At 63.7% G+C, this 24609-nt stretch carries 17 protein-coding genes; 8 read left to right on the top strand and 9 right to left on the bottom strand.

Annotation, left to right across the window (positions count from 1 at the left end):
* Window positions 1–36: 36 nt before the first annotated feature.
* Genes ACYQ4Z_RS09935 through ACYQ4Z_RS09925 form a run of 3 tightly spaced genes read left to right on the top strand, consistent with a single transcriptional unit; the run spans window position 37 to window position 4855 of the window.
* Window positions 37–1158 carry a LysM peptidoglycan-binding domain-containing protein gene (locus tag ACYQ4Z_RS09935; protein WP_459860922.1) on the top strand — a complete coding sequence of 374 codons (1122 nt, stop codon included), beginning with the start codon at window positions 37–39 and terminating at the stop codon, window positions 1156–1158.
* A complete protein-coding gene (gene dprA, locus ACYQ4Z_RS09930; RefSeq protein ID WP_119334160.1) occupies window positions 1155–2300 on the top strand; it encodes a DNA-processing protein DprA in 1146 nt (381 codons plus the stop codon). Before ACYQ4Z_RS09935 ends, dprA begins: the two co-directional genes overlap by 4 nt.
* A gap of 41 nt (window positions 2301–2341) precedes the next feature.
* The gene (locus ACYQ4Z_RS09925; RefSeq protein ID WP_438438462.1) at window positions 2342–4855 is read left to right on the top strand and encodes a DNA topoisomerase III; all 2514 of its coding nucleotides are present in this window, start codon (window positions 2342–2344) and stop codon (window positions 4853–4855) included.
* On the opposite strand, the gene ACYQ4Z_RS09920 is transcribed toward ACYQ4Z_RS09925, so the two are convergent.
* The 3 genes from ACYQ4Z_RS09920 to ACYQ4Z_RS09910 form a co-directional block, all read right to left on the bottom strand.
* Window positions 4808–5242 (bottom strand): hypothetical protein, encoded by a 435-nt coding sequence (locus ACYQ4Z_RS09920; protein WP_459860921.1) that lies wholly within the window; start codon window positions 5240–5242, stop codon window positions 4808–4810. The genes ACYQ4Z_RS09925 and ACYQ4Z_RS09920 overlap by 48 nt on opposite strands.
* Before the next feature lie 59 nt (window positions 5243–5301).
* Complete coding sequence (locus tag ACYQ4Z_RS09915; RefSeq protein WP_119334157.1) at window positions 5302–5775, bottom strand: Dps family protein; 474 nt, start codon at window positions 5773–5775, stop codon at window positions 5302–5304.
* A 137-nt stretch (window positions 5776–5912) separates the two neighbouring features.
* On the bottom strand, window positions 5913–6896 hold the full coding sequence (locus tag ACYQ4Z_RS09910) for a hydrogen peroxide-inducible genes activator (protein WP_459861022.1): 984 nt from the start codon (window positions 6894–6896) through the stop codon (window positions 5913–5915).
* A gap of 97 nt (window positions 6897–6993) precedes the next feature.
* On the opposite strand from ACYQ4Z_RS09910, the gene ACYQ4Z_RS09905 reads away from it, so the two are divergent.
* The 4 genes from ACYQ4Z_RS09905 to ACYQ4Z_RS09890 all read left to right on the top strand — a co-directional run bounded on the left by ACYQ4Z_RS09905 (window position 6994) and on the right by ACYQ4Z_RS09890 (window position 11382).
* Window positions 6994–8499 (top strand): DegQ family serine endoprotease, encoded by a 1506-nt coding sequence (locus ACYQ4Z_RS09905; protein WP_459860919.1) that lies wholly within the window; start codon window positions 6994–6996, stop codon window positions 8497–8499.
* Between the two features lie 191 nt (window positions 8500–8690).
* A complete protein-coding gene (locus tag ACYQ4Z_RS09900) occupies window positions 8691–9227 on the top strand; it encodes a PAS domain-containing protein (protein WP_459860918.1) in 537 nt (178 codons plus the stop codon).
* A 12-nt stretch (window positions 9228–9239) separates the two neighbouring features.
* The gene (locus tag ACYQ4Z_RS09895; RefSeq protein WP_459860917.1) at window positions 9240–10805 is read left to right on the top strand and encodes a methyl-accepting chemotaxis protein; all 1566 of its coding nucleotides are present in this window, start codon (window positions 9240–9242) and stop codon (window positions 10803–10805) included.
* A gap of 112 nt (window positions 10806–10917) precedes the next feature.
* Window positions 10918–11382 (top strand): c-type cytochrome, encoded by a 465-nt coding sequence (locus ACYQ4Z_RS09890; protein ID WP_459860916.1) that lies wholly within the window; start codon window positions 10918–10920, stop codon window positions 11380–11382.
* Between the two features lie 63 nt (window positions 11383–11445).
* Here ACYQ4Z_RS09890 and ACYQ4Z_RS09885 read toward each other — a convergent pair whose 3' ends face one another.
* The 5 genes from ACYQ4Z_RS09885 to ACYQ4Z_RS09865 form a co-directional block, all read right to left on the bottom strand.
* A complete protein-coding gene (locus tag ACYQ4Z_RS09885; RefSeq protein ID WP_219972613.1) occupies window positions 11446–12228 on the bottom strand; it encodes a cytochrome b/b6 domain-containing protein in 783 nt (260 codons plus the stop codon).
* Between the two features lie 79 nt (window positions 12229–12307).
* On the bottom strand, window positions 12308–18103 hold the full coding sequence (locus ACYQ4Z_RS09880; RefSeq protein ID WP_459860915.1) for an excinuclease ABC subunit UvrA: 5796 nt from the start codon (window positions 18101–18103) through the stop codon (window positions 12308–12310).
* Window positions 18100–19704: an ATP-binding protein gene (locus ACYQ4Z_RS09875; protein ID WP_197713701.1), complete on the bottom strand. Its 1605-nt coding sequence runs from the start codon at window positions 19702–19704 to the stop codon at window positions 18100–18102. The genes ACYQ4Z_RS09880 and ACYQ4Z_RS09875 overlap by 4 nt, the downstream gene beginning before the upstream one ends.
* A gap of 2 nt (window positions 19705–19706) precedes the next feature.
* Entirely contained in the window at window positions 19707–20732 is a 1026-nt protein-coding gene (locus tag ACYQ4Z_RS09870) for an NAD-dependent epimerase (protein WP_219972615.1), read from the bottom strand.
* 66 nt (window positions 20733–20798) lie between these two features.
* Window positions 20799–22091 carry a cyclic di-GMP phosphodiesterase gene (locus ACYQ4Z_RS09865; protein WP_459860914.1) on the bottom strand — a complete coding sequence of 431 codons (1293 nt, stop codon included), beginning with the start codon at window positions 22089–22091 and terminating at the stop codon, window positions 20799–20801.
* A gap of 52 nt (window positions 22092–22143) precedes the next feature.
* On the opposite strand from ACYQ4Z_RS09865, the gene ACYQ4Z_RS09860 reads away from it, so the two are divergent.
* Entirely contained in the window at window positions 22144–23715 is a 1572-nt protein-coding gene (locus tag ACYQ4Z_RS09860) for a GGDEF domain-containing protein (RefSeq protein ID WP_459860913.1), read from the top strand.
* Window positions 23716–23791: 76 nt separating this feature from the next.
* On the opposite strand, the gene pstB is transcribed toward ACYQ4Z_RS09860, so the two are convergent.
* On the bottom strand, window positions 23792–24604 hold the full coding sequence (gene pstB, locus ACYQ4Z_RS09855) for a phosphate ABC transporter ATP-binding protein PstB (protein ID WP_459860912.1): 813 nt from the start codon (window positions 24602–24604) through the stop codon (window positions 23792–23794).
* Window positions 24605–24609: the final 5 nt, after the last annotated feature.

The following is a 24609-nucleotide window of genomic DNA, read 5'->3' as shown; positions in this document are numbered from 1 at the left end:
AGAATGAGCGCGAAAACACAGGCGCAAAGGACAGGAATGGTTGGCATTATAAAGCGTTACGCGCAGTTGGTCACCGCATTGGCGCTGGTAGCGCCACCCGCGTTCGTGCGCGCGCAGACGGCGGAGGCAGGCGCGCGCGCCGTAGCCGCCCCTACAGCCGCGCCCGCAGTCCAACAGCATCATGAGCGCCCTGCCACACCGCCCCTCACACTGCGCGCCGACGCGCCGGAACTCTATACCGTCCAGCGCGGCGATACGCTGTGGGGGATCGCCCGGCGTTACCTCGACGACCCCTGGCAGTGGCCGACGCTCTGGGGCATGAATCGGGAAGCGATCGCCAATCCCCATCTCATCTATCCGGGCCAAAAATTGTTGCTCGACCGCAGGCAATTGCGCCTGCACATCGCGCAGCCGCTGCTTTATGAAAAGCGTTTCCCGTCGCTTCGTCACGCGCCGCTCGAAGCCGCGATCCCGACGCTTCCGCTCGCTGCGGTCAATCCCTTCCTCACCCGTCCCTTGGTCGTAACACAACGCGAACTCGCAAACGCCGGGCGCGTAATCGGTTTCGAAGAGGGACGGACGCTCGCCGGGCTCTTCGACCGGGCGTTCGCCGTCGGGGTTCCCGAAGAGGCGCGCCACGTGCAACTCTTTCGCCCCGCTGAGCCGATCACCCGGCGCGACGGCAAGACCCTGCTCGGCTTCGAGGCGCGCTATTTGGGTGAAGCCGAAGTCGCGTTCGGTGACGATCCCCGCCAAGGTGCCGTGCTCACGCTCACCAAAACGGTCGCAGAGATTCGTGCGGGGGACCGCGTGCTCGTTCCCGAACCCGAACCGCTGACCAATTTCGTCCCGCACGCGCCGGACCCCGACCTCGACGCCGAAGTGGTCCGTTTTTGGCGTGAGGCGCCGGAAAGCGGCGCGTACGAGGTCGTCTTGCTCGATGCCGGTGAAAACGAAGGGCTGGAGCGCGGCCATGTCGTCTCGCTCTGGCGTGACCGGGGTGCGATTACCGACCCCGAAACGAAGCAACCGGTGCCGTTACCCCCTAAACGGTACGGCGTTGCGATGGTCTTTCGCACCTTCCCGCACTTAGCCTACGCGCTGGTGCTCGAAACCACCGATTCCGTCCGTTTGGGAGACCGCGCGCGCGCGCCATGACGTCGCTCGAAGAAGCCCGTGCCTGGCTCACCCTCACGCTCAACCCCAAGCTCACCGCGGCAAACCTGCGACTGCTGCTGGCGCGCTACGGGTTACCGGAAGAGGTGCTCGCGCAGCCGCGTTCGCGGGTAGCCGCCGAACTGGGCGAAGCGATTGCGGCAGCGCTTGCAACGCCGCCCGCGGAAGCGCTCCTTGACGCGGCGCTCGCGTGGCTGGCGCAACCCAACCACCATTTGCTCACCCTCACCTCGCCCGGGTACCCGAAAACGCTCCTCGATCTGGCTGACCCGCCGCTCGTCCTCTTTGTTGTCGGCAACCCGGCGTTGCTGAACGGCGACGCGCTTGCGATCGTCGGTGCCCGGCGGGCCACCGCAGCGGGCAAAGCCACCGCGCGCGCGTTCGCCGAAGCGCTCGCGCAAGCGGGCGTCACCGTGGTGAGTGGCCTCGCGCAGGGGATCGACGCCGCGGCGCACGAAGGGGCGATTGCCCGCACCGTTGCGGTGATCGGCACCGGCGCTGACCGTGTCTATCCCGCCGCGCATCGCCAACTGGCGCAGCGCATCGCGCAACACGGCGCGATCGTCAGCGAATTTCCACTCGGCACCCCGGCGCTGCCGCACCACTTCCCCCGGCGCAACCGGTTGATCGCGGCACTCGCCCGCGGGACGCTCGTCGTCGAAGCCGCGGTCAATAGCGGCTCGCTCATCACCGCGCGGCTTGCGGCGGAACTGGGGCGCGACGTCTTCGCGATTCCCGGCTCGATCCACAACCCTTTGGCGAAAGGGTGTCACCGCCTGATCCGGGACGGGGCGAAACTGGTCGAGTGTGTCGAAGATATCCTTGAAGAGTGGCGATGGCAAACCCCGCCGCTGCCCTTTACCGCCCATCCTTCCGACACAGCGGCTGGCAACGGCGAAGCAGTCGGGGTCGGTGCGTCTGCTCGGCAGCGCACCCAGCAACCGGAATCAACACACCGGGACGACCCCCTCTGGCAGGCGCTGGGTTTCGACCCGGTGCCGTTCGACGCGCTCGTCGCGCGAACGGGGCTTTCCAGCAGCGAAGTAAGCGCCCGGCTCCTGGAATGGGAGCTCGAAGGGCGGGTTGCGAAACTCCCGGGTGACTGCTACCAACGCCTCTCCTAAACCCAACGCGAACGAACCCATCATCAGGAAACCCATTCATCATGAACGACACCACACCCCCACACGGCAAATGGCTCATCATCGCGGAGAAACCCTCGGTGGCCCAGGACATCGCGCGGGCGCTCGGTGGGTTCCAGCGGCAAAAGGATTACTATGAGTCGGACCTTTACGTGCTCTCCTCAGCCGTTGGCCACCTCCTCGAACTCAAGGCACCGGAAGGGGTCGAACCGAAGCGGGGCAAATGGTCGTTCGCGCACCTTCCTGTTCTGCCCGACCACTTCGACCTGCAACCGATCAAAAAGAGCGAAGACCGCCTGAAACTGCTCCTGCGCCTGGCGAAGCGCAAAGACGTGGTGGGCTTGATCAACGCGTGCGACGCCGGGCGGGAAGGGGAGTTGATCTTTCACTACATCGTCACCTACGGCAAAATCAAAAAGCCGGTGAAACGGCTGTGGCTCCAGTCGATGACGCCGCAAGCGATTCGCGCCGCCTTTGCCGAACTGCGCGACCACGAAGCGCTCACCGGTTTGCGGGAAGCCGCGATTTCGCGTGCCGAGAGCGACTGGTTGATCGGGATCAACGGCACGCGTGCGCTTACGGCGTTCAACTCGAAATCGGGTGGCTTCCAACTCACGCCGGTGGGACGGGTACAGACCCCGACGCTTGCGATGGTGGTCGAACGAGAAAAGGCGATCCGCGCATTCACCCCGCGCCCCTACTGGGAGGTTGAAGCCGAATTCGCGATCGCCTCCGGCACCTACCGCGGCCGCTGGTTCCGCGAATCGTTCCAAAAGGGGGACGACCCGGACGCAACGCCCTACCGGCTGTGGAGTGAAGAAGCAGCGCAGGCGATCGTCGATCGCTGTCGCGGGCAAACCGCCACGGTAGAAGAGCGCAGCAAACCCAGCCAACAGTCGGCGCCGCTCTTGTTCGACCTCACGAGTCTACAACGCGAAGCGAACAGCCGCTTCGGTTTTTCCGCGCGGCAGACGCTGGCGCTCGCGCAAGCGCTCTACGAGCGGCACAAGGTGCTGACCTACCCCCGTACCGACGCGAAAGCGCTCCCCGAAGACATGATCGCGACGGTGCGGGAAACACTGGCTCAGCTCCCGGAGACCTACCAGCCCTTCGCCGACAAGATCCTCGCAAACGGCTGGGTGCGCCCCAACAAACGGATCTTCGACAACAGCAAAGTCTCCGACCACTTCGCGATCATCCCCACTGGCGAGCGCCCCAAACACCTCAACGACGCCGAGGCGAAACTCTTCGACCTGGTGGTGCGCCGCTTCCTTGCGATCTTCTACCCTGCCGCGGAGTACCGCATCACCACCCGCATCAGCCGCGTCGGGGAAGACGCGTTCAAAACCGAAGGCAAAGTTCTGGTGCAGCCCGGCTGGCTCGAAGTCTATGGCAAACAGGGCGAAACGGACGACGAAACCGCAACGGGGACGCTTCCGCCGTTGCTGCCTGGTGAAACTGCGAAGGTTGCGGCGATCGAAGCCAAAGCCCTCACCACGAAACCGCCCGCCCGTTTCACCGAAGCCACCCTCCTTTCCGCGATGGAGAGCGCCGGTAAGCTCGTGGAAGATGAAGCACTGCGCGCTGCGATGGCCGAACGTGGCCTGGGAACGCCTGCGACCCGCGCCCAGATCATCGAAGGGCTGATCCAGGACCACTACCTGATCCGCGACGGACGCGAGCTCATTCCCACTCCGAAGGCCTTTTCTCTGATGACGCTCCTCAAAGGGCTCGGGATCGAACTCTTACGTTCACCGGAATTGACCGGAGAGTGGGAGCACCGCCTGGCCCTCATGGAAAAGCGCGAAATCCCGCGCGACGCCTTCATGGCGTCGATCCGCGAAATGGCCGCCGAGATCGTCGAACGCGCCAGACGGTACGACGCGGAAACGATTCCGGGTGACTACGCCACCCTGAACGCGCCATGCCCGAAGTGCGGGGGCGTCGTCAAAGAGAACTACAAGAAGTTCCAGTGCGAAACGTGCGGCTGGGGTTTCTTCAAGCAGATCGCGGGGCGGGAATTGAGCGCGGACGAAGCCGAAACCCTCATCCGCAATGGACGGGTGGGTCCGCTCGAAGGGTTCCGCAGCAAGCAAGGGCGGCCGTTTACCGCAGAACTCAAACTCGACGAAAACCACGAACCGAAATTCACGTTCGCAAACGAAGAGGAACCACTCGACCCCGAAGCGCAGCGCGAAGCGCTCGCAAACGCCGAGGTGATCGGTCCCTGTCCGAAGTGTGGCGATGCCGTCGTCGTCTGGCAAAACGGCTACCGTTGTCGTAATAACCTCACGCCGCAGCCTACGTGTGACTTTCGCCTTGCGGCGACGATCCTGCAGCAACCGATCGCCCCGGAAATCGCCGCCGAACTGCTGCGGGAAAAGACCACCCGCGTACTCGAAGGGTTCGTTTCGGCGCGGACCCGTCGCCGCTTCAAAGCGCAATTGACGCTCGATCCGACGGGTAAGGTGGGATTTCGCTTTCCGGAGTCAAAAACACCACGCCGCAAGGCCGTAGAGGAGCGCGCTCCAGAGTAGCATACTCGAAACCCCCAGCCCCACGAGCCAATTCGACCAGCGCTGTTTGCGCCGACGGCGGTGCAGGTAGAGCGAAACCGCCTCGGCGATGGAAAAGAGCGACAACAACACCGCCGTGAGGGTCGCGACGATGAAAAACGCCGCTTTCGGGCCGGTGAGGTATTGGACGCAGCGCCCACTGTTGTGGGTGAGTGCCACCAGTTGATCCCAGTCGAAGACGAACCACCAGAGCCCGAACAGAAAGAAAAGCAACCCCACCACGGCAAGCGCTACAGCCGCCCCCTGCGGCGTCGCGGTGGCGGCCGCCCAACCGCGCACCTCGACCCACCAGCTGAGTAACGCCTGCGTCACTGCGAGCCACCAGCCGCGCGGACGCGTCGTCGGCATCTCGGAGCGCGCTCTGCTTACGTTACCAGACGTTACCAGACCAGACAACGAACAGACGCTCACGCCAAGAGGCTGCGCAACATCCACGCCGTCTTTTCGTGGATCTGCAACCGTTGGGTGAGGAGATCGAGCGTCGGCTCGTCGTTGGCGCGTTCCACGGTTGGCACGATCTCGCGCGCCGTCTTACACACCGCCTCGTGCCCGGCAACCAAAATCCGGACCATCTCCTCCGCTTTCGGCACACCGTGGACTTCGGAAAGGCGAGTCAATTTCAGGTACTCCGACATGCTCCCCGGCGCCGGATGACCGAGCGCGCGGATCCGCTCCGCGATCTCGTCGAGTGCGTTCCACAACTCCGTATATTGCTCCATGAACATCGTGTGCAGCGTCTGGAACATCGGGCCGGTGACGTTCCAGTGGAAATTGTGCGTCGTCAAGTAGAGCACGAAGGTATCGGCCAAAAGTTTGGAGAGCCCTTGCGCGATCGCTTGCCGATCTTCCTGCGCGATGCCGATGTCGATTTTCGGTTCCATGATCACTCCTTTTCCGTTTCCTAACGCAACACGTTTCCCAGTTTATACTATAGCAGCACCGCCCCGCAATGCGAGCACGAAAAACCTATCACGACGATAGAGAACCACAGGGTGCTGGCGCGCCGCGTGTCGAATCGTCACTCCGCTGTCGAACTGCGCGTCGTTTCCCAGCACTCTCCCTGACTGGTGAGATAACCGTCCGCCAACGTCCCTGTCCGATGCACACCCGGTAACCCTGCTTCCCAAATCGCTTCGCGCAGCAGATCGACCGCGCGGTGGCGGGGGTAGGTGACCCGCCACGCCAGCACCACCCGGCGGTAGGGTTCGGGCGGTGCGAACGGCCGCACGGCAAGTAGCGGCGACAAGCGGCTGGCGTCGTCGGCCGCCGACGCGGGCAATACCGTGATCCCCAAGCCACTGGCGACCATCAGACGGATCGTCTCCAAGGAACTGCCGGCAAACGGCTCTTCAAGCGGGGATCGACGGACACACTGCGGGCAGATCTCCAACACCTGATCGCGAAAGCAGTTGCCCGGCCCCAAGAGCAACACCGACGCTTCGGCCAACCACGACGCCGGAATCGCTTCATGCACCAACCACGGATGGTCTGCAGGCAACAGCACGCGGAACGGTTCGTCATAGAGCGGTTGCGTGACGATTCCGGGTTCTTCGAACGGCAGCGACAACACCGCGACATCCAACGTCCCGCGCTTCAACGACTCCGCCAACTGGGCCGTGTACCCTTCCTCCAGAATCAGCGGCATCTGTGGCGCTTTTTCCCGCATTTTGGGAACCAGACGGGGAAAGAGGTAGGGACCGATCGTATAGATCGCGCCCACCCGCAACGGCCCCATGAGCGGATCGCGATGCGCTTGCGCGATCTCCTCCAGGCGCTGCACCTCGAAGAGCACCTTTTCGGCCTGCGCCACGACGTCGCGCCCCACTTCGGTGAGCCTCACATCGGCAGCGGTGCGCTCGAAGAGCAACGCGTCCAGCCGTTTTTCCAACTTCTTGATCGCCAACGACAACGTGGGCTGGCTCACACCACACTGCTCCGCCGCGCGTCCGAAATGGCGCGCATGCGCCAGCGCCACCAAGTAGCGCAATTCGTTCAACGTGATGCCCGCCATCGCTTCGCGCTCCTGGAACTCTCCGTACCGAGTAGGATTCTAACCTGCTGGTATGATCACACCACGTTTGTCTGCAAAGGAACGCAATATGGATGGAATCCTGGCCCGTTATCCCCGCACGAACCTTTCCCGGCGCGCGGCAGCGCTCTGGGTCACCGCAGCCGCAGCGCTGTTGCCGCTCTATGCGCACGCTCACCCGCACGCATCCGCGGCACTCACCCCGGCCTTTTTCGGCAGCGACACCCGGCAAGCGACGCTACCCGATTTTGCCGACCTTGCCGAAGCGGTCAAACCCACCGTCGTCAACATTTCGGTGAAAACCACCGTCGAGCGAACCGGCTTTCCCGGCGCGATGCCGTTCCCGTTCGAAGAGGGGGATCCGTTTTACGAATTTTTCCGCCGCTTCGGGATTCCGATGCCGATCGTTCCCAACCCGCACGGCCCGGGGGGCGCCCCCGAAGTGCGGCGTGGCGTGGGTTCAGGCTTCATCATCAGCAGCGACGGCTATATTCTGACCAACGCCCACGTCGTCTCCGATGAAGAGGGGGGTAAGACGGAACTCACCGTGCGCCTTGCCGACGGCCGTGAATTCCCCGCAAAGGTAGTGGGAGTCGACAAACGGACCGACGTCGCAGTGGTCAAAATCGACGCGCAGAATCTCCCCACGGTCCGTTTCGGGGATCCCCAAAAAGCGCGGGTGGGCGAATGGGTGATCGCCGTGGGCGCGCCGTTTGGGCTTGACCAAACGGTCACCGCCGGAATCATCTCCGCGAAATCGCGCCGCTTGCCCGACGAGACCTACGTACCATTTATCCAAACCGACGTCGCGATCAACCCCGGGAACTCCGGTGGACCGCTCTTCAACCTCAAAGGCGAAGTGATCGGCATCAACAGCATGATCTACTCGCGCTCCGGCGGCTATATGGGGATTTCGTTCGCAATCCCCATCGACGTCGCGCTCAAGGTCAAAGACCAACTCATCCAGTACGGTCGAGTGCAGCGCGGCAAACTTGGCGTGGTGATCCAGGGGATGGACGAGGCGCTGGCGCAGAGTTTCGGTCTTGAAAAACCTATCGGCGCACTGGTGACACAAGTCGAGCCGGGGAGCCCCGCTGCCCGCGCCGGAATCGAAGTGGGTGACATCATCGTCGCGGTCGATGGCAGCGAGGTGAAGGATTCGGGTGACTTGCCGCGGATGATCGGCGAACGTCGTCCTGGGGAGAAAGTGGCGATCGGGCTCCTTCGCCAAGGCAAACGGCTCGAAAAAACGGTGACGCTCGCGGAACTCGACGACCCCGATGCGGCACCAACCGCCCAAAGCCCTCACAACGACGCCGCGTTCGGCCTCACCGTGCGCCCGCTCACCCCGCAAGAAGCGAAAAACCGCGGCGTAGAAGGCGGCGTGATCGTCACTGCGGTGAGCGGCGCCGCTGCGCAAGCGGGAATTCAGCCTGGTGACGTCATTTTGGCCGTCAATCAGAAGCGGGTCCAAACGCCAGCCGAGCTCAAAGCGGCGCTCGCCAAAGCGGGCAAACGGGTGGCGTTGCTGATCGACCGTGACGGCATGCGCCTTTTCATCGCGGTAACCCGATAACAAGAGCACCCCCTGCCCATTCGCGCCTCAAGGCAGGGGCCCGTGCCGGCTCTCGGAGCCCGGCACGACCTGAGATACCCCCTGAGCCCACCGGTGGTGGGCCTTTTTGTGGGCAAAAAGGGCTCAAGTTTTTCCGTTGGCAGCCGATAGATTCACTATAATGAGTGCAAACGGCTCTCTGGGAAAGCGCGATGAAACGCAAGATCACACCGACCCAAACCGAAGTCACTTTTTCGCTGGACGAGCAGATCGTCAGCAAAACCGACACGAAAGGGCGTATCACCTATATCAACCGCGTTTTCATGAAGGTTTCTGGTTTCACCGAAGAAGACGCACTGGGCGTACAACACAATCTGGTGCGCCACCCCGATATGCCCAGAGGCGCGTTCAAACACCTCTGGGACACGATCGCGCAGGGTCACGAGTGGTTTGGGTTCGTCAAAAACATCACCAAGGAGGGACACTTTTACTGGGTCTTCGCGAACGTCACGCCCGACTTCGAAGCGGGCCGCATCGTCGGTTACTTTTCGGTGCGTCGCCAGGCACCGCGCGCCGCGATCGCGGTGATCGAACCCCTCTACGCCGAGATGCGCCGCATCGAACAGGAAGCGGGCGCGGCAAAAGCGTGCGACGCGTCGCTTGCATGGCTCACTGCGCACCTTGCGGAAAAGGGCCACACCTATGAGTCGTTTGTCCTCAACCTCTTCCAGTCGCACCCCAATGCGTAAGGAGTCCCAACCATGAGCGAGCTTGATCTCATCGAAAAACCGACGAGTCACGTCAGCGCGCATATTCCGTTCCTGCTGCAACGGATCAAATTCACCCTGGTTGGTCTCGTGTTGTTCATCTGGGCGATGGCGGGTTACTCACTCGTGGTGAACGGTCCGAAAATTCCCAATATCGTTGCGCCGTTCGTCACTGCGCTTTTGGCGTTTTTCGCCTACCGCTCGATCGTGCAGCCTTTCGTCACCCTTGGCAAAATCGCCGCGATGCTGCACGAAGTGAAAAAAGGGCATTTCAGCCGCCGCATCACCCATACCAAGGGGCTCGGTGAGGTCGGGAAAGTGGCGTGGGAACTCAACGAGTTCCTCGATATCGTCGAAGCCTACTTCAAAGAGGTCACCATCTGTTTCCGCCGCGCGCAGCAAGAGGACTTCGCCCGCAAAGCGTTCGTGGCCGGGATGCCCGGCGAATTTGCGGTCTCGATGCACGCGATCAACGAAGCGCTCGACGCGATGCAACAAGCCGCGGAGTTTTCGCGCAAAAATCGCCTGATGAGCGAACTCCACCACCTCAACACCGGCAATCTTCTGAAAAACCTGGCAGGGAACCTGAGCGATCTGGTGGCGGTCGGCAACGAAATGGACGGCGTCTTGAAACTCGCGCAACAGAACGAAGCGGGTGCGGCACAGAGCCAACAGTCGGTACGTGCTATTGCCGAAACACTCACCGAGATCACCAACCGCATGACCGAAACCGCACAAACCGCAAAACAGCTCGAAGCCTCCAGCACCCAGATCGACAAAGCGGTGCAGTTGATCGCGGATATCACCGAGCAGACCAACCTCTTGGCGCTGAATGCCGCGATCGAAGCCGCACGCGCGGGCGAGATGGGGCGCGGCTTTGCGGTGGTTGCAGACGAAGTGCGCAAACTCGCAGAACGCACCCGCAAAGCCACCGAGGAGATCGGGCAGGTGATGAGCGGGTTACGCAGCGAAGTCGACGCGATGGTCACGCAAACGCTGGCCCTCTCAGAGGCCGCGCAACAGGTTGCGGGCAAAGTCACCGGCTTCGAGGCCCAATTCGACGAGGTGGCAAAAAGCGCGAAAGAGACGATCGCGGCGCTCACCAAAGCGAAAGACCTGGCGTTTGCAAGCCTCGTGAAGCTCGACCATGTGATCTATATGCAACGCGGCTACGTCGCGGTGGAGAGAAACAGCGAAGGGGAAGAGGCGCAAGCGGTTCTGGTCGACCACCACAACTGCCGCTTGGGCAAATGGTACTACGAAGGGCACGGCAAAGCCGCGTTTTCCCATCTGCCCGCGTACCGCGAACTCGAAGGGCCGCACCAACAGGTCCACAGTGGTGTGCGCGCGGCGATCACGCAAGCGAAGCAAGATTGGCTCCACGACGATTCGATCCTGCAGGCGATCGTCGCCGGGATGCGCCAAGCCGAAACCGGCAGCCAGCAGGTGATCCGCTTGATCGGGGAGATGATGGCGCAGAAGTACGCCGCACCCGCCAGAACGGCGCAGCGCGCTTCCACCCCGACGCGCCTGCGGGGCCGCAACGCAACCACCGCGTGAGCACACGCAGCGCCGCCAAACAGGATGCCCATACGCCGAAAAGTGTGGGCACCCCTGTGCAAAGATCGTCTATAATTACTCTCTGATTGACCAACCCGATAGGAGATGAACCATGAAACGCATCGCATGGATCACAGCGCTCACGCTCTGTACTGCTGCGGCACACGCCGACGCGCTCAAACCGGAAGACAAAGTGAAATTCCGCCAGGCCAGCTACACCACCATGGCCTGGAACATGGGCAAAATCAAAGCGATGGTCGTTGATGGCACGATGCCGTTCAGCCAGACGCAGGTCTCTGCAGCCGCGAACGTGATCGCCGCGATCGCCAATTCCGGTATGGGCGCGCTCTATTCGCCCGATACGCTGGGCGTTGTCGGCTTCAAGAAGTCGCGCCTCAAGGAGAATTTCTTCCAAGAGCAGGACGAAGTGCGGAAAATCGCGACCAATTTCGTCGAGCAAGCGAACAAACTCGCCGAAGTGGCGGCAATGGGTGACAAAGACGAAATCAAAGCGCAGTTTGGTGAAGTCGGCAAAGCCTGCAAAGCCTGCCACGAAAAATTCCGCGAAGAGGAGTAACCCACCGTTTTGGCGCGGCGGTGATCGCCCACGGGTAGAAACGAAGCGATCACCGGGTAGCGCTCACCATTCGGGCGCCGCAACCGGCGCCACTTCTGGGGCGGGGATCCAAACCCCGCTCGCCACAAGCGCGGCAGCAATCCCCACCGCAATCGCAAAGCTTGCCCGTACCCAATAGGCTTTCGTGTGCCACACCACCGCAAAGGGTAGAGTTGTTGCGTCGTGCGACGCCGCCGATGCGTCCTGCGACGCGGCGGTGGCCTCTAGTCGTGCGGCCTTGACCTCATGCGGCGTTGCCAAACGATAGCCGGTGATCATCGGCCGCACAAGGTCTTCGCGTTTGACCACGCGGTAAAAGAGGATTGCGGTGAGGTGCAGCGCGACGAGCGCGATCAGCACCGGTTCGAGTTGGCGGTGCCAACTCGTGAGCGCGAGCTGCGTCGCTTCGCTGACCAAGCGCGCGAGCGGCCCACGAAACGCGATCTCGTCATAGGAAAAGAGCCCAAGCACCGCTTGGCTTCCGAACACGGCGAGCATCGCGACCACCGAGAGCGCCCCCAACGGGTTGTGGCCGATCCCGTACCAGGCTCCTTGGAGATAGGCACGAATCGCCGCAGGCCCTTTGACGAACTGGGAAAAACGCGCGGTCTCTGGCCCAATCACCCCCCAAAGCAGGCGAAACGCGATCAACCCGCAGATCGCGACACCGAACCGACCGTGCCAAACCATCGCGTTGCCGCCCAACTTCACCGAGACGAACGCGCCGACGACGCACGCAACCAGCGCCCAGTGAAAGAGGCGCAGCAGCGGATCCCAGACGGGGATTGGGGTTTGGTTTTGCGACATACTTCTGCCTCCTACCAAGGTTATCCTGTGCTAACCGAGAGTTATCCTGAGCGGCTCCGAGTCGAAGACCGCACGGTTTCTAACCCGCCAACGCCCGCGCGCTCGGCGTCTGCGCGGCGATCACGCCATCGAGCGGGCCGGCGTAGAGGAGCCGCCCGCCATCACGCCCGCCCGCGGGTCCGAGTTCGATGAACCAGTCGGCCTCTTGCCAGACGTCGCGGTCGTGTTCGATCACCACCACGGTGTGGCCGGCATCGACCAGGCGGTGGAGCACGGGCAGAAGGAGCGCGACATCGGCAATGTGGAGCCCAACCGTCGGTTCGTCGAAGAGGTAGAGTGTTGGCCGTGCCGCTCGGTTCCCCAATTCCGCGACCAGTTTGAGGCGTTGCGCTTCGCCCCCCGAAAGGGTCGCGCTCGTCTGCCCAAGCCGCAGGTAGCCCAACCCCACTTCGGTCATCAGGCGCAACGGCTCGGCGATCTTCGGGTGGGCTGCGAAGAAGGTGGCCGCCTCTTCGGCGGTCATCATGAGCACCTCGGCGATGGTCTTGCCGCGATAGCGCACCGCAAGCGCGTCGCTGCGGTAGCGGCTGCCGCCGCACGCATCGCACGGTTCGCGCACCGTCGGCAGAAAGGCCATCTCCGCGGCGACCCAGCCGTTGCCGTTGCACACCGGGCACCGCCCTTCGCCGCTGTTGAACGAGAAGAAAGCGGCGCGGTAGCCGCGCGCTTTCGCTTCGGGCGTCGCAGCGAAGAGGGCGCGGATCGGGTCGAAACATTTGAGGTAGGTGGCGGGGCAGGAGCGGCTGGTCTTGCCGATCGGGCTTTGATCGACGACGACGAGTCGTGCCACCGCGTCGGCGTTGTCCACCGCGCGGCAGCCAACGGGGCGGCGAGCGGTGAGCGAGGCAGCAAGCACCTCATGCACCAGCGTCGATTTGCCCGACCCCGAAACGCCAGCGACCACCGTGAGGCGATTGAGCGGGATCGCGACGTCGAAACCGGTGAGGTTGTTCGCACATGCGCCGCGCACGGTGAGCCACGCGGTAGGCGGGGCGCGCGGCGGCACCAGGCGGTGGGGGATTCCGTCGCGCAGCATCCGGCCGGTGAGCGATTCGGGGTGGTTCCGGATCGCTTCTGGTGGGCCGCTCGCGACCACTTCGCCGCCGTGTTCGCCTGCCCCCGGGCCAAGGTCGATCACCCAGTCGGCGCTTTCGATCACCCGCGCGTCGTGTTCGACCACCACCACCGTCGCCCCTTGATCGCGCAGCCGTTTGAGCACAGCGATGAGGCGCGCGTCGTCTTGGGGATGGAGCCCGATCGTCGGCTCATCGAGGATGTAGGCGACACCGGTCAGTTGCACCCCCAGTTGCGCCGCGAGGCGGATCCGCTGCGCTTCGCCACCGGAGAGGGTTGGCGCGGCGCGGTCGAGCGTGAGGTAGCTGACGCCGACGTCGTCGAGCAGCTGCAGCCGCGCGCGCAACCCGGGAAGGAGCTCGGCTACGATCGCCGCAGACGCAGACGCCCGCCAATGCGCTTCTTGGGCGTCGAGCCACGCCGCCACTTCGGCGATCGTCATCCGTTCGAGCGCTTCCCAACGGAGTCCCGCCACCGTTACCGCGCGCGCCGCCGGGTTCAAGCGGCTGCCGTGGCACGCCGGGCAGGGGCGGTTCGCATCGACGTGTTTCGTCTCCCACTCCACCGCTTCGGCAAAGGAGCGGGGCTGACCGTCGTCGCTCTCGCCACGCCCCCCCACCAAGAGCCGCCCGGTTCCGAGACACTCTGGGCACCAACCAAGCGGCGAATGGTTGGAAAAGAGGCGGGGATCCAGTGGCGGCAGCGCGTCACCGCACGCGGGACAGACCGCGTGCGCGCTCACCACTTGCCACGTGCCTGCGACGCGCACCTTCGCCCAGCCGTCGGCCAACCGCCACGCGGCGGCGATCGCCCGCGCCAGTTCCGGTTCGGTGCGGGGGCGGCGCGCCACCGGCAGGTCGATCTCGTGCTCGCGGTAGCGATCGGGCCGCTGCCACGGATGGGTGGGCCGTTCCTCGCCGTCGACGAAGAGCGTTTCGTACCCGCGCGCCGCAGCCCAATCGGCGAGATCCTGATAGACCCCTTTGCGCCTGCGCACGAGCGCGGCGCAGACGACCTCGGGCGGCGCGCCACTTTGCCACAGCGCTTCCGCCCACGCTTCGGCGGAGCGAACCGCGGCCGGGACGTTACATTTCGGGCACTGGGGCACGCCCAGTTTGGTCCATAACAGGCGCAGGAATGGGGAGAGTTCGGTGAGGGTAGCGACCGTGCTTTTCCAGCCGCCGCGGCTCGTGCGCTGTTCGATCGCCGCGGTGGGGGGTAACCCCGTGAGCCGATCGACCGCGGGCGGGGGCGGCGGCTGAACGAACTGCCGCGCGTAGGCATCGAGCGCCAACAGGTAGCGGCGCTGTCCTTCGGCGAAGAGGATATCGAACGCGAGCGTCGATTTCCCCGAACCGGAGCGGCCGGTGATCACGGTGAAGCGCCCGTGCGGGATCGTGACGTCGATCCCTTTGAGGTTGTGTTCGTGCGCGCCGATCACCGCGATCGCCGAGGGGGGTGCCGAGGGTGGGAGTACCGAAACGTGTCGCGTCGTCTCATCCGCTGGTGCGGGCAGCGCAGCCGCGACGGAAGAAGGGTGTGAAACGGCGCCCGTGTACGGCGCAGGCGCTTCGGCAACGTGCCGCAGTTGGGGGTCGTTCGCCTCTTTCCCCGATGCTGCCGCCTCGATGCCAGCGGGGGTAGTGGTTCGTGTTGCCAGCGGAGATGGGGAATGGGCCGCGCCGCGCAAAGCAGCTGCGGTTGCGGTCGTTGCCGCCGCGAGTTGCGCAGGCGGCCCCGCGAAGACCAGCCGTCCACCCGCTTCACCCCCTTCGGGGCCCAATTCGATCACCCAGTCGGCCGCAGCGATCACCTCGCGATGGTGTTCGACCACCACCACCGCGTTCCCCTCTGCGGTGCGGGCGCGCAAAAAGGCCAGGAGTTGCGCTACTTCGGCTTCGTGCAGCCCTGTGGTTGGCTCGTCGAGTACGATCAAACGTCGATTATGCGCTTCGGGCGCGCGCTTCGCCGCCCCCTTTTCGGCGGCGAGCGCCGCCGCGAGTTTCAAGCGTTGCGCTTCGCCGCCCGCCAAAGTCGGCGTCGGTTGCCCGAGCCGCAGATACCCCAAACCCAACGCCGCCAGGTGCGCGAACGGCGGGACGAGCTTATTCCCCACCGGGTCGGTCGCCAAACGCGCGATCGCCTCATCGACGGTCATCGCCAACCATTCGGCGACGTTCGCCCCCAGCCAGGTCACCTGCAGCACTTCACTGCGAAAGCGCTTGCCGTCGCACACCGGACATTTGAGGTAGACGTCGGCCAAGAACTGCATCTCGATCCGGGTGTACCCCGCGCCTTGGCACGCCGGGCAGCGACCGGCACCGCTGTTGAACGAGAACGCGGCGGCGTTGAGCCCCTGTTGCCGCGCTGCGTCGCTCTGGGCAAACGCTTTGCGAAAGCCGTCCCAAACCCCGAGCACCGTGACCGGAACCGAGCGGGCGCTTTTGGCAAGCGGCGATTGGTCGACCCACAGCACTTCGGCAATCGGCAACGGAATGGCAGGGTCGGGTCCGCGTTCGGTTCGCCCGTCCCAGTCGGCGGTGAGGGTTACCCCGTCGGGAAGCGGCAACCCGGCCAACGCGGCGGTCACTGCGGGAACCAGCGCCTCCTCGACGAGCGTCGATTTACCGGAACCGGAAACCCCGGCGATCACCGTGAGACCCGTCAGAGGCAGGGTCACGGAGAAATCGCGCAGATTGTGCCGTTCGCGAACCGAAAGGGTCAGGGTCGGCGCAGCGGGTTTGGCGCGTCCATTCGGCACGGTTTGGGATTCGACAACGGCAGCAGGGGGTGCGGAAAGCTTGCCGCGCACAGGTGACTCCGCGTCAGGGACACAGGAAGGCGGTGCGGCGTGTGTTGCGGAGGCAACAGCGTTTCGATCGGCTGCCCACCGTTCGTGCCATCGGCGCAGATAGCGGCCAGTAAGTGAAGTCGGATGGGCAGCGAGCGCGCTGGGCGGCCCAGCGAAGACGAGCGAACCGCCACGTTCGCCCGATCCTGGCCCGAGGTCGACCACCCAATCGGCCGCAGCGATCACTTGCGGGTCGTGTTCGATCACCACCACGGTGTTGCCCAGCGCGACGAGCCGCCGCATCGCAGCGATCACGCGATCGACGTCGCGGGCGTGCAACCCCGCAGTGGGTTCTTCCAAGACGAACAGGGTTTGCGTCAGCTCGACGCCCAGCGCCGTGGTGAGCCGTATCCGCTGCAGTTCGCCGCCGGAAAGCGTCCGTGCGGCGCGTGCGAGCGTCAGATAGCCCAGCCCCACTTCGTCGAGGTAACGGAGCCGTTCGCGCGCCGCTTCCCACGCCAGCCGCACGCCGCGGGGCCAGGTGGCGACGGGAAGCGTTTCCCAGAACGCGCGTGCGTCACGCACCGCCCATTCGCGAAACGCCGCGATCGTCGTGCCAGCCAACCGCCAAGCGAGCGCCGCGGGGGTGAGCCGCGTGCCGTGGCACGCCGGGCAACGGCGCGGCGAACGGTAGCGCGACAGCAGCACCCGCATGGGCATCTTATAGCTGCGGCTTTCCAGCCATTCGAAATAGCGGCGCACGCCGTACCAGTGTTTCGGCCAACTGTGCTCCCAGCTGACCCACTCCGGGTCGCCCTCGATCACCCAGCGGCGCGCCGCTTCGGGAAGCGCCGCCCACGGCACATCCAAAGGGATCCCGCGGGCACGGGCAAACTGTTCCAGTTCCGTTTGGCACTGCTGCGATTCGCCGCTCTGCCACGGGCGGATCGCGCCGTCGGCCAGCGTGCGCGACGGGTCGGGAATCACTTTGTCCCAGTCGATCTCGAGGAGGTCGCCAAATCCGCGGCAGGTGGGACATGCGCCCAGCGGGTTGTTGTAGGAAAAGAGCGCCGGGGTCGCGCGCGGCGCTGCTTCGCCACACCGCGGGCAACACGCGTCGGTGAGCGAAACGAACCAGACCCCGTCACGGAGCGGCTCCCAACAGGGGGGCGGTTCCCCTTCGCTTGCGCTCAGCGCAGCAACGGCGTCCCAACGAGCGATGAGCACGACGCCCGTGCCGCTGCGCGCCGACGCGGCGGTCACCGCGGCGACGAACCGCTCTCGTTCGTCCGCATGAAAGCGCAACCGGTCGCTCACCACCCACCACACCGCCCCCTTTTCGTGTGGGGTGGCGCCCAATACGCGTGAAAAGCCCTGCGCGGCGAGCCCGCGCCATGCCGCTTCGGGCGACCAATTCGCCGGAACGAGGAGCGGCCAGGCGATCGCGACACGCTCTCCCGCCGCACGCCCATTTTTCCCTGCGTTCCCTGTTTCTTCCCCAACGTTCCCTGCGTCGGGTGTCCGAAACTGCTCGGTACACCACGACCAGACCGCGTGTGCGTCGGCGAAACGCACTGCGTCACAATCGCAACGGGGACAGCGCCACGTGGCCGCTTGCGCCCAGATCACCTTCAGGAGGTCGTCGATTTCGGTGAGCGTGCCCACCGTCGCCCGCGAAGTGCGTACCGCGCCCCCCGCTTCGATGCGCACCGCCGGCAGGATCCCTTCCACTGCATCCACGTCCGGCGGGTCGAGCCGTTCGAAAAATTGCCGCGCGTACGGGGAAAAGGTTTCGACGTAGCGCCGCTGCCCTTCGGCGTAGAGGATTTCGAGCGCCAGCGACGATTTACCCGCCCCCGAAACGCCGGTGATCGCGACCAGCCGCCCGGTGGGAACGGTGACGGTAAGCTCTTTGAGGTTGTTCTGTCGCGCCCCGATCACCCGGATCATGCGCACATCCATCCGACGATCCGCCGTGTGGTTTTGCTGAACTCCACCCCGAGTTCGATCACCCGCGTCACACCCGGCGCGGCGCGATACGCAGCGGCGTAGTCGCGCGCACGAAGCTGCGCCAGCGCCGCCCCCGTTGCGCTTTCGCCTGCCACCACCTTGAATTCGACCACCCAGACGGTCGCACCCGCCTGGATCACCAGGTCGACCCGACCATCACGGGTGTGCGCTTCGGCCAGCAACCGCACGCCAGTGCTTGCCAGAAAGCTGTAGAAAAGGCTTGCGTAGTAGGCTTCGAGGTGACCCAGCGGGTACTGCCAGTCATAGGGAATTTGCGCGAAAAGGTGGTCGAACTCGGCCCGCAGCGTCTCGCTGTCGCCTTCACGCAACGCCCGCAGCACGTTGAGCGTCGCTTCCACTTCGTGGCGGTGGGGCAGAAGCGCATCCAACAACGCTTCGTTCAACGCCACCCGCACCTCTTGGTTGGGAATGGCCAACTCGTAAAGGAGTTGCCCCGCTTCCTCCACTTTACGGGCAATCGTCAAATAGCCGGTCTGCCACAAGAGCGTCTCGCTTGGCATCGTCCCGACGTCGAAGCTACCCAGCAGCTGGTGGGTGGCGTAGGTGCGCTCCAGTTGTGGTGTGAAAAAGCCGCGCGCTGTGAGGAGCTCGATCAAAAAGGTCGGCGTTGCGGTTTCGAACCACCACGGGCGATATTCGCGCTTGGCCAAGCAAAGGAGCACGTCGAACGGGTTATAGACCCGCTCGGTGCCGCCCCACCAGTAGCCGTTGTACCATAAGCGCACCCGTTCGCGGTCGAGCGGCTTGCCGTCTGCCGCGGCGGCGGCAAACTCGGGCGCAAAGACAGTGTCGAGGTCGGCGTCGGTGTAGCCACAGATCGCCGCAAAGTCGTCATCGACCGTGATGTCGTTGAGGTTGTTGAGCCCGGAAAAGAGCGAGACTTGGCTGAATTTGGAGACCCCGGTGAGGAAGACGAAACGGAGGTTCTCTGCAGCGTCCTTGAGCACGCTATAGAGGTCGCGCAGGATCGCACGGTGCACCGCCGCTTGCTCAGGATCGTTGATCGCGTCGAGGATCGGTTTGTCGTATTCATCCACCAGCACCACCACCGGCGCGCCGTGCTGGTTCGCGGCGCGTTCGATGAGCTCCATGAGCGCAAGCCCCGGTTGCGGCCATTGCGGCGCATCACCGAGTCCTAGCTGTTGTGCGTTGCGCTTGAGTTGATAGCGGATCACCGCATCGACCGCCGCTTCGTTCGCGAACGAACCGGTCCCGAACGAAAGGCGAATCACCGGATAGCGTTTGCGCCAGTCCCAATGATCCGCAAGGTAGAGCGCTTCGCGCGGCGCGCTGCCGTCTCGCCCATCATGCGCCGCGAAGAGTTCGCGCTGCCCGGAAAAGGCGCATGCGATCGTGTCGAGCAGCAACGACTTGCCAAAGCGCCGCGGACGGGAAAGAAAATAGTACTTGCCGCCGCTTTCCACCATGCGTGCCAAAAATGGGGTCTTATCGACGTAGTAGTACCCTTCCCGGCGGATCTGCGTGAAACTCTGGATGCCGATCGGCAGTTTCTTATCCATCCTCATCTCCCGGTATAGTCGCGATACCACGCCACGAACCGCGCCACCCCTTCGGCAACCGGCGTTTGCGGCGTGTACCCCGTGAGCCGCTCGAGCAGCGAACAGTCGGCCCACGTTGCCGGGACATCGCCCTTTTGCATGGGGAGGTAGCGGCGAACCGCCTTTTTCCCGAGCGCTTTTTCGAGGGCATCGACGAAATCCAACAGCCGCACCGGTTGCGAATTGCCGATATTGACCACCCGCCATGGCGCAACCGGGCTCAGCGTATCGCCAGGAATCGGCTGCCAACCGTGTTCTTCGGTACGCGCCGAAGGGGGGGGTGGCGGCACGTCGACCAGCAAGCAGATCGCGCGCACCAGGTCGTCGATATAGGTGAAATCGCGGTACATCTCACCGTGGTTGTAGATCTCGATCGGCGTGCCGTCGAGAATGCCGCGGGTGAATTTGAAGAGCGCCATATCGGGCCGACCCCACGGACCATAGACGGTGAAGAAGCGAAAAAGGGTGGTGGGAAGCTGCCACAGGTGCGCGTAGGCGTGCGCCATCGCTTCGTTCGCCTTTTTGGTCGCGGCGTAGAGGGTGAGCGGCGTTTCGGTCGGCTGGGTTTCGACGAACGGCATCTCGCGGTTCGCGCCATAGACGCTGCTTGTAGACGCCAGCAACAGGTGCTTGGGCTGCACCCGTTTTGCCGCTTCCAAAAGGTGAAACGTGCCCACCAGGTTCGCGTCGATATACGCACGCGGATTTTCCAAGCTGTAACGCACCCCGGCCTGCGCGGCCAAATGGACGATCACCTCAGGCTGCGCCGCATCCACTGCGCGATCCAACGCCGTCTGATCCTCGAGCAGCGCTTCCACCGCGGTGAACGCCGGGTATGCGGTAAGGCGTGCGTGGCGGCGGCGTTTCAGCGCTACGTCGTAATAGTCGGTCAGTCCGTCGAAGCCGGTGACCGTATGGCCCGCTTCGAGCAACTGCTGCGCCAAGTGAAAACCGATGAAACCGGCCGTTCCGGTAATGAAAAAACGCATTTCTTCCCTTTGCCCTCAACTGCTTTCGACCAATCGACCCAACCCCTCTCGAACCGTACGCCAGGATCAGCGCGCCACGTCGTGAAAATAACGGACCTTGCACCTGGGGTCGAGCGTTTCGACCACCTCCGGCGGCAAGCGTTCCGGTGGCACCGCTTCAGCGATGGTCACGTCGGGAACCGTCGTGAGGTCGATCGCAACCAGTTCGCTGCGCGGCGTTTCGGGCTCATAGAGCAGCACCCACGGGCGCAACGGATCCCGGGGGCTATTGCGCAACACCAACCCCACCGCGTCGTTGGAAAGACGAACGAAGGTACCGGGTGGATAGACGCCGATCATCTTCACGAAGACGGCGAAGAGCGCCTCGTCCCATGCCTCCTTTTCGTGGCGGAAGAGCCACGCCACCGCTTTCGCGGGCGGCAATGGGCGAATTCCAGGAATCGGGTTGCAGAGATTGTCGAAGCGGTTCGCCAACCCGACGATCTGCGCCGCGAGCGGCACCGCATCGCCCGCCAAGCCATCGGGAAACCCTTTCCCGTCGATGCGCTCGTGGTGCGCGCGAACCCAAAGACGGATCTCGTCGGCTATTCCCGGGATTTCGGCCAACCATTCCGCCCCATACACCGGATGGAGGCGATAGAGCTGCTCTTCGGCGCGGCTGCGCTGGGTATTGTAGAGGACGCTCGTGGGAATGCGCGCTTTGCCGATATCGTGCAGCAGCGCTGCGGTGCCCACCGCCTCGATCTGTGCCTGATCGAACCCCATGCGATGCGCGAGCATCTGCGCCACCACCATCGTGTTGAGCGCATGGCCTGTTGCCCCCTCGTCGTGCGCATGCTCGGCGATGAGCTGCAATACCACCTCCGCTTGTGGGGTGAACCGCGCCGCGGCCTCGGCAGCCACAGTGCGCGCCAACCGCGCGCCGTCGGGTTGTCCGCGGTCGATTGCGGCAAGCGCCGCTCGGGTGCGTTCGGTGGTTGCCTGGTAGGCCTCTTGGCAGCGGGCCAACGTTCGGCGCATCGCCACCACCGCTTCGTGCTGTTTGCGTTTGGCGGCCCGTTGCGCCGCGATCTGCGCCCGAACCTTCTCGACATTGGCTACCGCTTGCTGCGATTCGCCAGCCGGCTGCGCGGTTCCCTTTGCTGGGGGCTGCAGCGGCGGTACCCGGCTCTTTTTGGGGTTCCACCGCACCTTCGTCAACCCCAACGCTTTGAGTTCGGCCAACTGCGCCTCGTCTTTGATCGTGAATGCGTTGAACCAGAAGGGATGGTCGAGCCACGGAAGATCGAGCTCGATATGCACCCCCGGGCGCAACTGCTCCAGCGAAACTTCGGGTAACGGATCACGACGTTCGCGCACGCGATTTCAACCTTTGTTATATACTTTGGCAAAGAAAAAAGAGGGTAACGGCTTGAGCACGAAGCATAACAAAAACGGGGCGACTGAGGAGGAGTTGCGGCCGATCATCGCCCGGCTGATCGAGCGCTTCGGCACGCGTTTGAGTGGCGATGCGCTGCGCGAAGTCTACTACGACGCGCGGGGCTTGCCTGTACCGCCAACGCCGGCAACCCCGGTACTCCTCCACGCGCTGGCAAAGCTCCTGCCTGGCGATCCCCCCGAGATCGCGCGCCACCTGAAAATCGCCCACGACGCGCTCGCCAAACGCAACTACACCGCCGCGCAACCCGCGCTCGAACGGGCGGCCGAATGGTTTCTGGCCAACGAGCCGGAACATCCCCATTCCGTTTCTGCGACCACGGCTCCAGCGCCACAGCCTGCCGCGTTCGACCGCGAATTCAACGCCCTCTTTGCTGCGGTGATCCGCGAACTCTTTCTCCCGTTCCTCAATCCCGACGGCGATCTCCACGAAATCGCGGTTTCGCTGTTGCAGCGCCTCGATGCGGAACCTTTGACTGCGGAACTCGCGCTCGAGCTGAAACTGTTCATCGAAGCCGCTGCACCGATCGCGATCGCGGTAAGCGACCATGCGCGCGACCTCACGCGGCTGGTCGAATTGATGTTGCGCCATCTCGACAATTTCGTGCTCGAAGCGGAATTGGCTCGGCAACAGGTCAAATTCATCCGCGACGCGCTTGCGCGGATGCACGAAGCGGGCATTTTGGAGGAGGCGAGCGAACGGCTCGAACAATTGATCGACGCGCAACGCCAGGTGATCGACGAACGGCGCAAAGCCGAAGTGGAGATCCGCGAACTCCTCTCCGTCGTGATCGAACGGCTTGCGTCGTTTTCGAGCGACAGCGGTCAGTACGCCGACGAACTCAAGCAAACGGTTGCCAAAGTTCAGCAGGCAAAAACCCTCACCGAACTGCGCGACGTATTGGTGCAAACGGTTGAACGCACTCAGTTCATGCACCACTCTTCTGCGCAGATTTCGCAAACGGCACAGCGCATCCAGCAAGAGCTGTTGGCGACGCGCGAACGGATGGAGCGGCTCGAACAAGAGCTGCGCGAATTGTCGCAACAGACGGTGAGCGACCCGCTCACGGGCCTGATGAACCGCCGCGGTTTGGAAAATTTCTGGCACCGCGAAAAAGCGCGTGCGCTCCGCTTACAGACGCCGCTCTCGCTCGCGGTGCTCGACCTCGACAATTTCAAGAAATTCAACGATACCTTCGGTCATCTGGCCGGAGACCGGGCGTTACAGCACCTGGCCGCGATCGCGAAACGCTATCTGCGTCCGCAGGATGGCATCGCCCGTTGGGGGGGCAAAGAGTTCGTGATCGTCTTTCCCGAAACCGATCGCTCCGTGGCCGAGCGGGTAGTCCTACGCCTGCAGCGGGAGCTGACCAAATCGCTCTTTTTTTACGACGATCGCCACCACGTGATCACCTTCAGCGCTGGCGTCGCCGAATGGCTAGGTGACGGCGAAACGCTCGAACAGCTGGTCGCCCGCGCCGACGAAGCGCTCTACACCGCGAAACGCGCGGGCAAGAACCGGGTCGTGGCCGCACGTCCATCATAAACCGTCCCTGCTCTTGCCATAAGCAGGCGGCAGGGTGTGCGACACGGCACACCCCCTGTAACGCACCCGAGACGGCTCAACCGAAACGGCCGGTGAGGTAGTCTTCGGTCTGTTTCTTTTTCGGGCGGACGAAGATCTCGTCCGTCGGGCCGAACTCGACCAGTTCCCCCAAATACATGAACGCGGTGTAATCGGAGATCCGTGCCGCTTGTTGCATGTTGTGGGTCACGATCAGAATCGTCACCCGGTCGCGCAGTTCGGTCACCAGCTCTTCGATCGACGCGGTCGCAATCGGATCGAGCGCCGACGTGGGCTCGTCGAGCAGCAAAATCTCCGGTTCCGCCGCAAGCGCCCGCGCGATGCAGAGCCGCTGCTGCTGTCCGCCGGAAAGCGACGTGCCCAACGCATCCAACCGGTCTTTCACTTCGTCCCACAATGCCGCCGCTTTGAGCGCCGCTTCCACCCGGTCCGCGATTTCGGTGCGGTTTTTCATGCCACGGACCGTCAAACCATACGCGACGTTGTCGAAGATCGATTTCGGAAACGGGTTGGGGTTCTGAAACACCATCGCCACCCGCATGCGGATCTCGATCGGGTCGACTTCGGGCGAAACCAGGTTGATGTCGTCCGGATAGAGACGGATTTCACCAACATAGCGGTTGCCCGGGTAGAGGTCGTGCATGCGGTTGAAGCTGCGCAGGAAAGTCGATTTCCCGCACCCCGAAGGGCCGATCAGCGCCGTCACCCGTTTTTCCGCAACGGGCATGTTGAGGTCTTTGAGCGCATGGTGCGCGCCGTAGTAGAAGTGGAACCCTTTGGCTTGCGCTTTCACCGGCGCGTCGAGTGTTACCCGGGTGGCTTCATGAACGATGCGTTGTGGTTGATCCATGGTGC

The sequence above is a fragment of the Hydrogenophilus hirschii genome, from assembly GCF_054656675.1.
The sequence above is the reverse complement of the archived record's forward strand: the minus strand, read 5'-3'. Positions and strand labels throughout refer to the sequence as shown.

Coding starts and splice junctions, on each gene's coding strand:
- ACYQ4Z_RS09935 (WP_459860922.1), top strand. CDS start 37: ATGGTTGGCATTATAAAGCGTTACGCGCAGTTGGTCACCGCATTGGCG.
- ACYQ4Z_RS09920 (WP_459860921.1), bottom strand. CDS start 5,242: ATGCCGACGACGCGTCCGCGCGGCTGGTGGCTCGCAGTGACGCAGGCG.
- ACYQ4Z_RS09900 (WP_459860918.1), top strand. CDS start 8,691: ATGAAACGCAAGATCACACCGACCCAAACCGAAGTCACTTTTTCGCTG.
- ACYQ4Z_RS09895 (WP_459860917.1), top strand. CDS start 9,240: ATGAGCGAGCTTGATCTCATCGAAAAACCGACGAGTCACGTCAGCGCG.
- pstB (WP_459860912.1), bottom strand. CDS start 24,604: ATGGATCAACCACAACGCATCGTTCATGAAGCCACCCGGGTAACACTC.
- ACYQ4Z_RS09875 (WP_197713701.1), bottom strand. CDS start 19,704: ATGGATAAGAAACTGCCGATCGGCATCCAGAGTTTCACGCAGATCCGC.
- ACYQ4Z_RS09890 (WP_459860916.1), top strand. CDS start 10,918: ATGAAACGCATCGCATGGATCACAGCGCTCACGCTCTGTACTGCTGCG.
- ACYQ4Z_RS09905 (WP_459860919.1), top strand. CDS start 6,994: ATGGATGGAATCCTGGCCCGTTATCCCCGCACGAACCTTTCCCGGCGC.
- ACYQ4Z_RS09925 (WP_438438462.1), top strand. CDS start 2,342: ATGAACGACACCACACCCCCACACGGCAAATGGCTCATCATCGCGGAG.
- dprA (WP_119334160.1), top strand. CDS start 1,155: ATGACGTCGCTCGAAGAAGCCCGTGCCTGGCTCACCCTCACGCTCAAC.
- ACYQ4Z_RS09915 (WP_119334157.1), bottom strand. CDS start 5,775: ATGGAACCGAAAATCGACATCGGCATCGCGCAGGAAGATCGGCAAGCG.
- ACYQ4Z_RS09885 (WP_219972613.1), bottom strand. CDS start 12,228: ATGTCGCAAAACCAAACCCCAATCCCCGTCTGGGATCCGCTGCTGCGC.
- ACYQ4Z_RS09880 (WP_459860915.1), bottom strand. CDS start 18,103: ATGATCCGGGTGATCGGGGCGCGACAGAACAACCTCAAAGAGCTTACC.
- ACYQ4Z_RS09870 (WP_219972615.1), bottom strand. CDS start 20,732: ATGCGTTTTTTCATTACCGGAACGGCCGGTTTCATCGGTTTTCACTTG.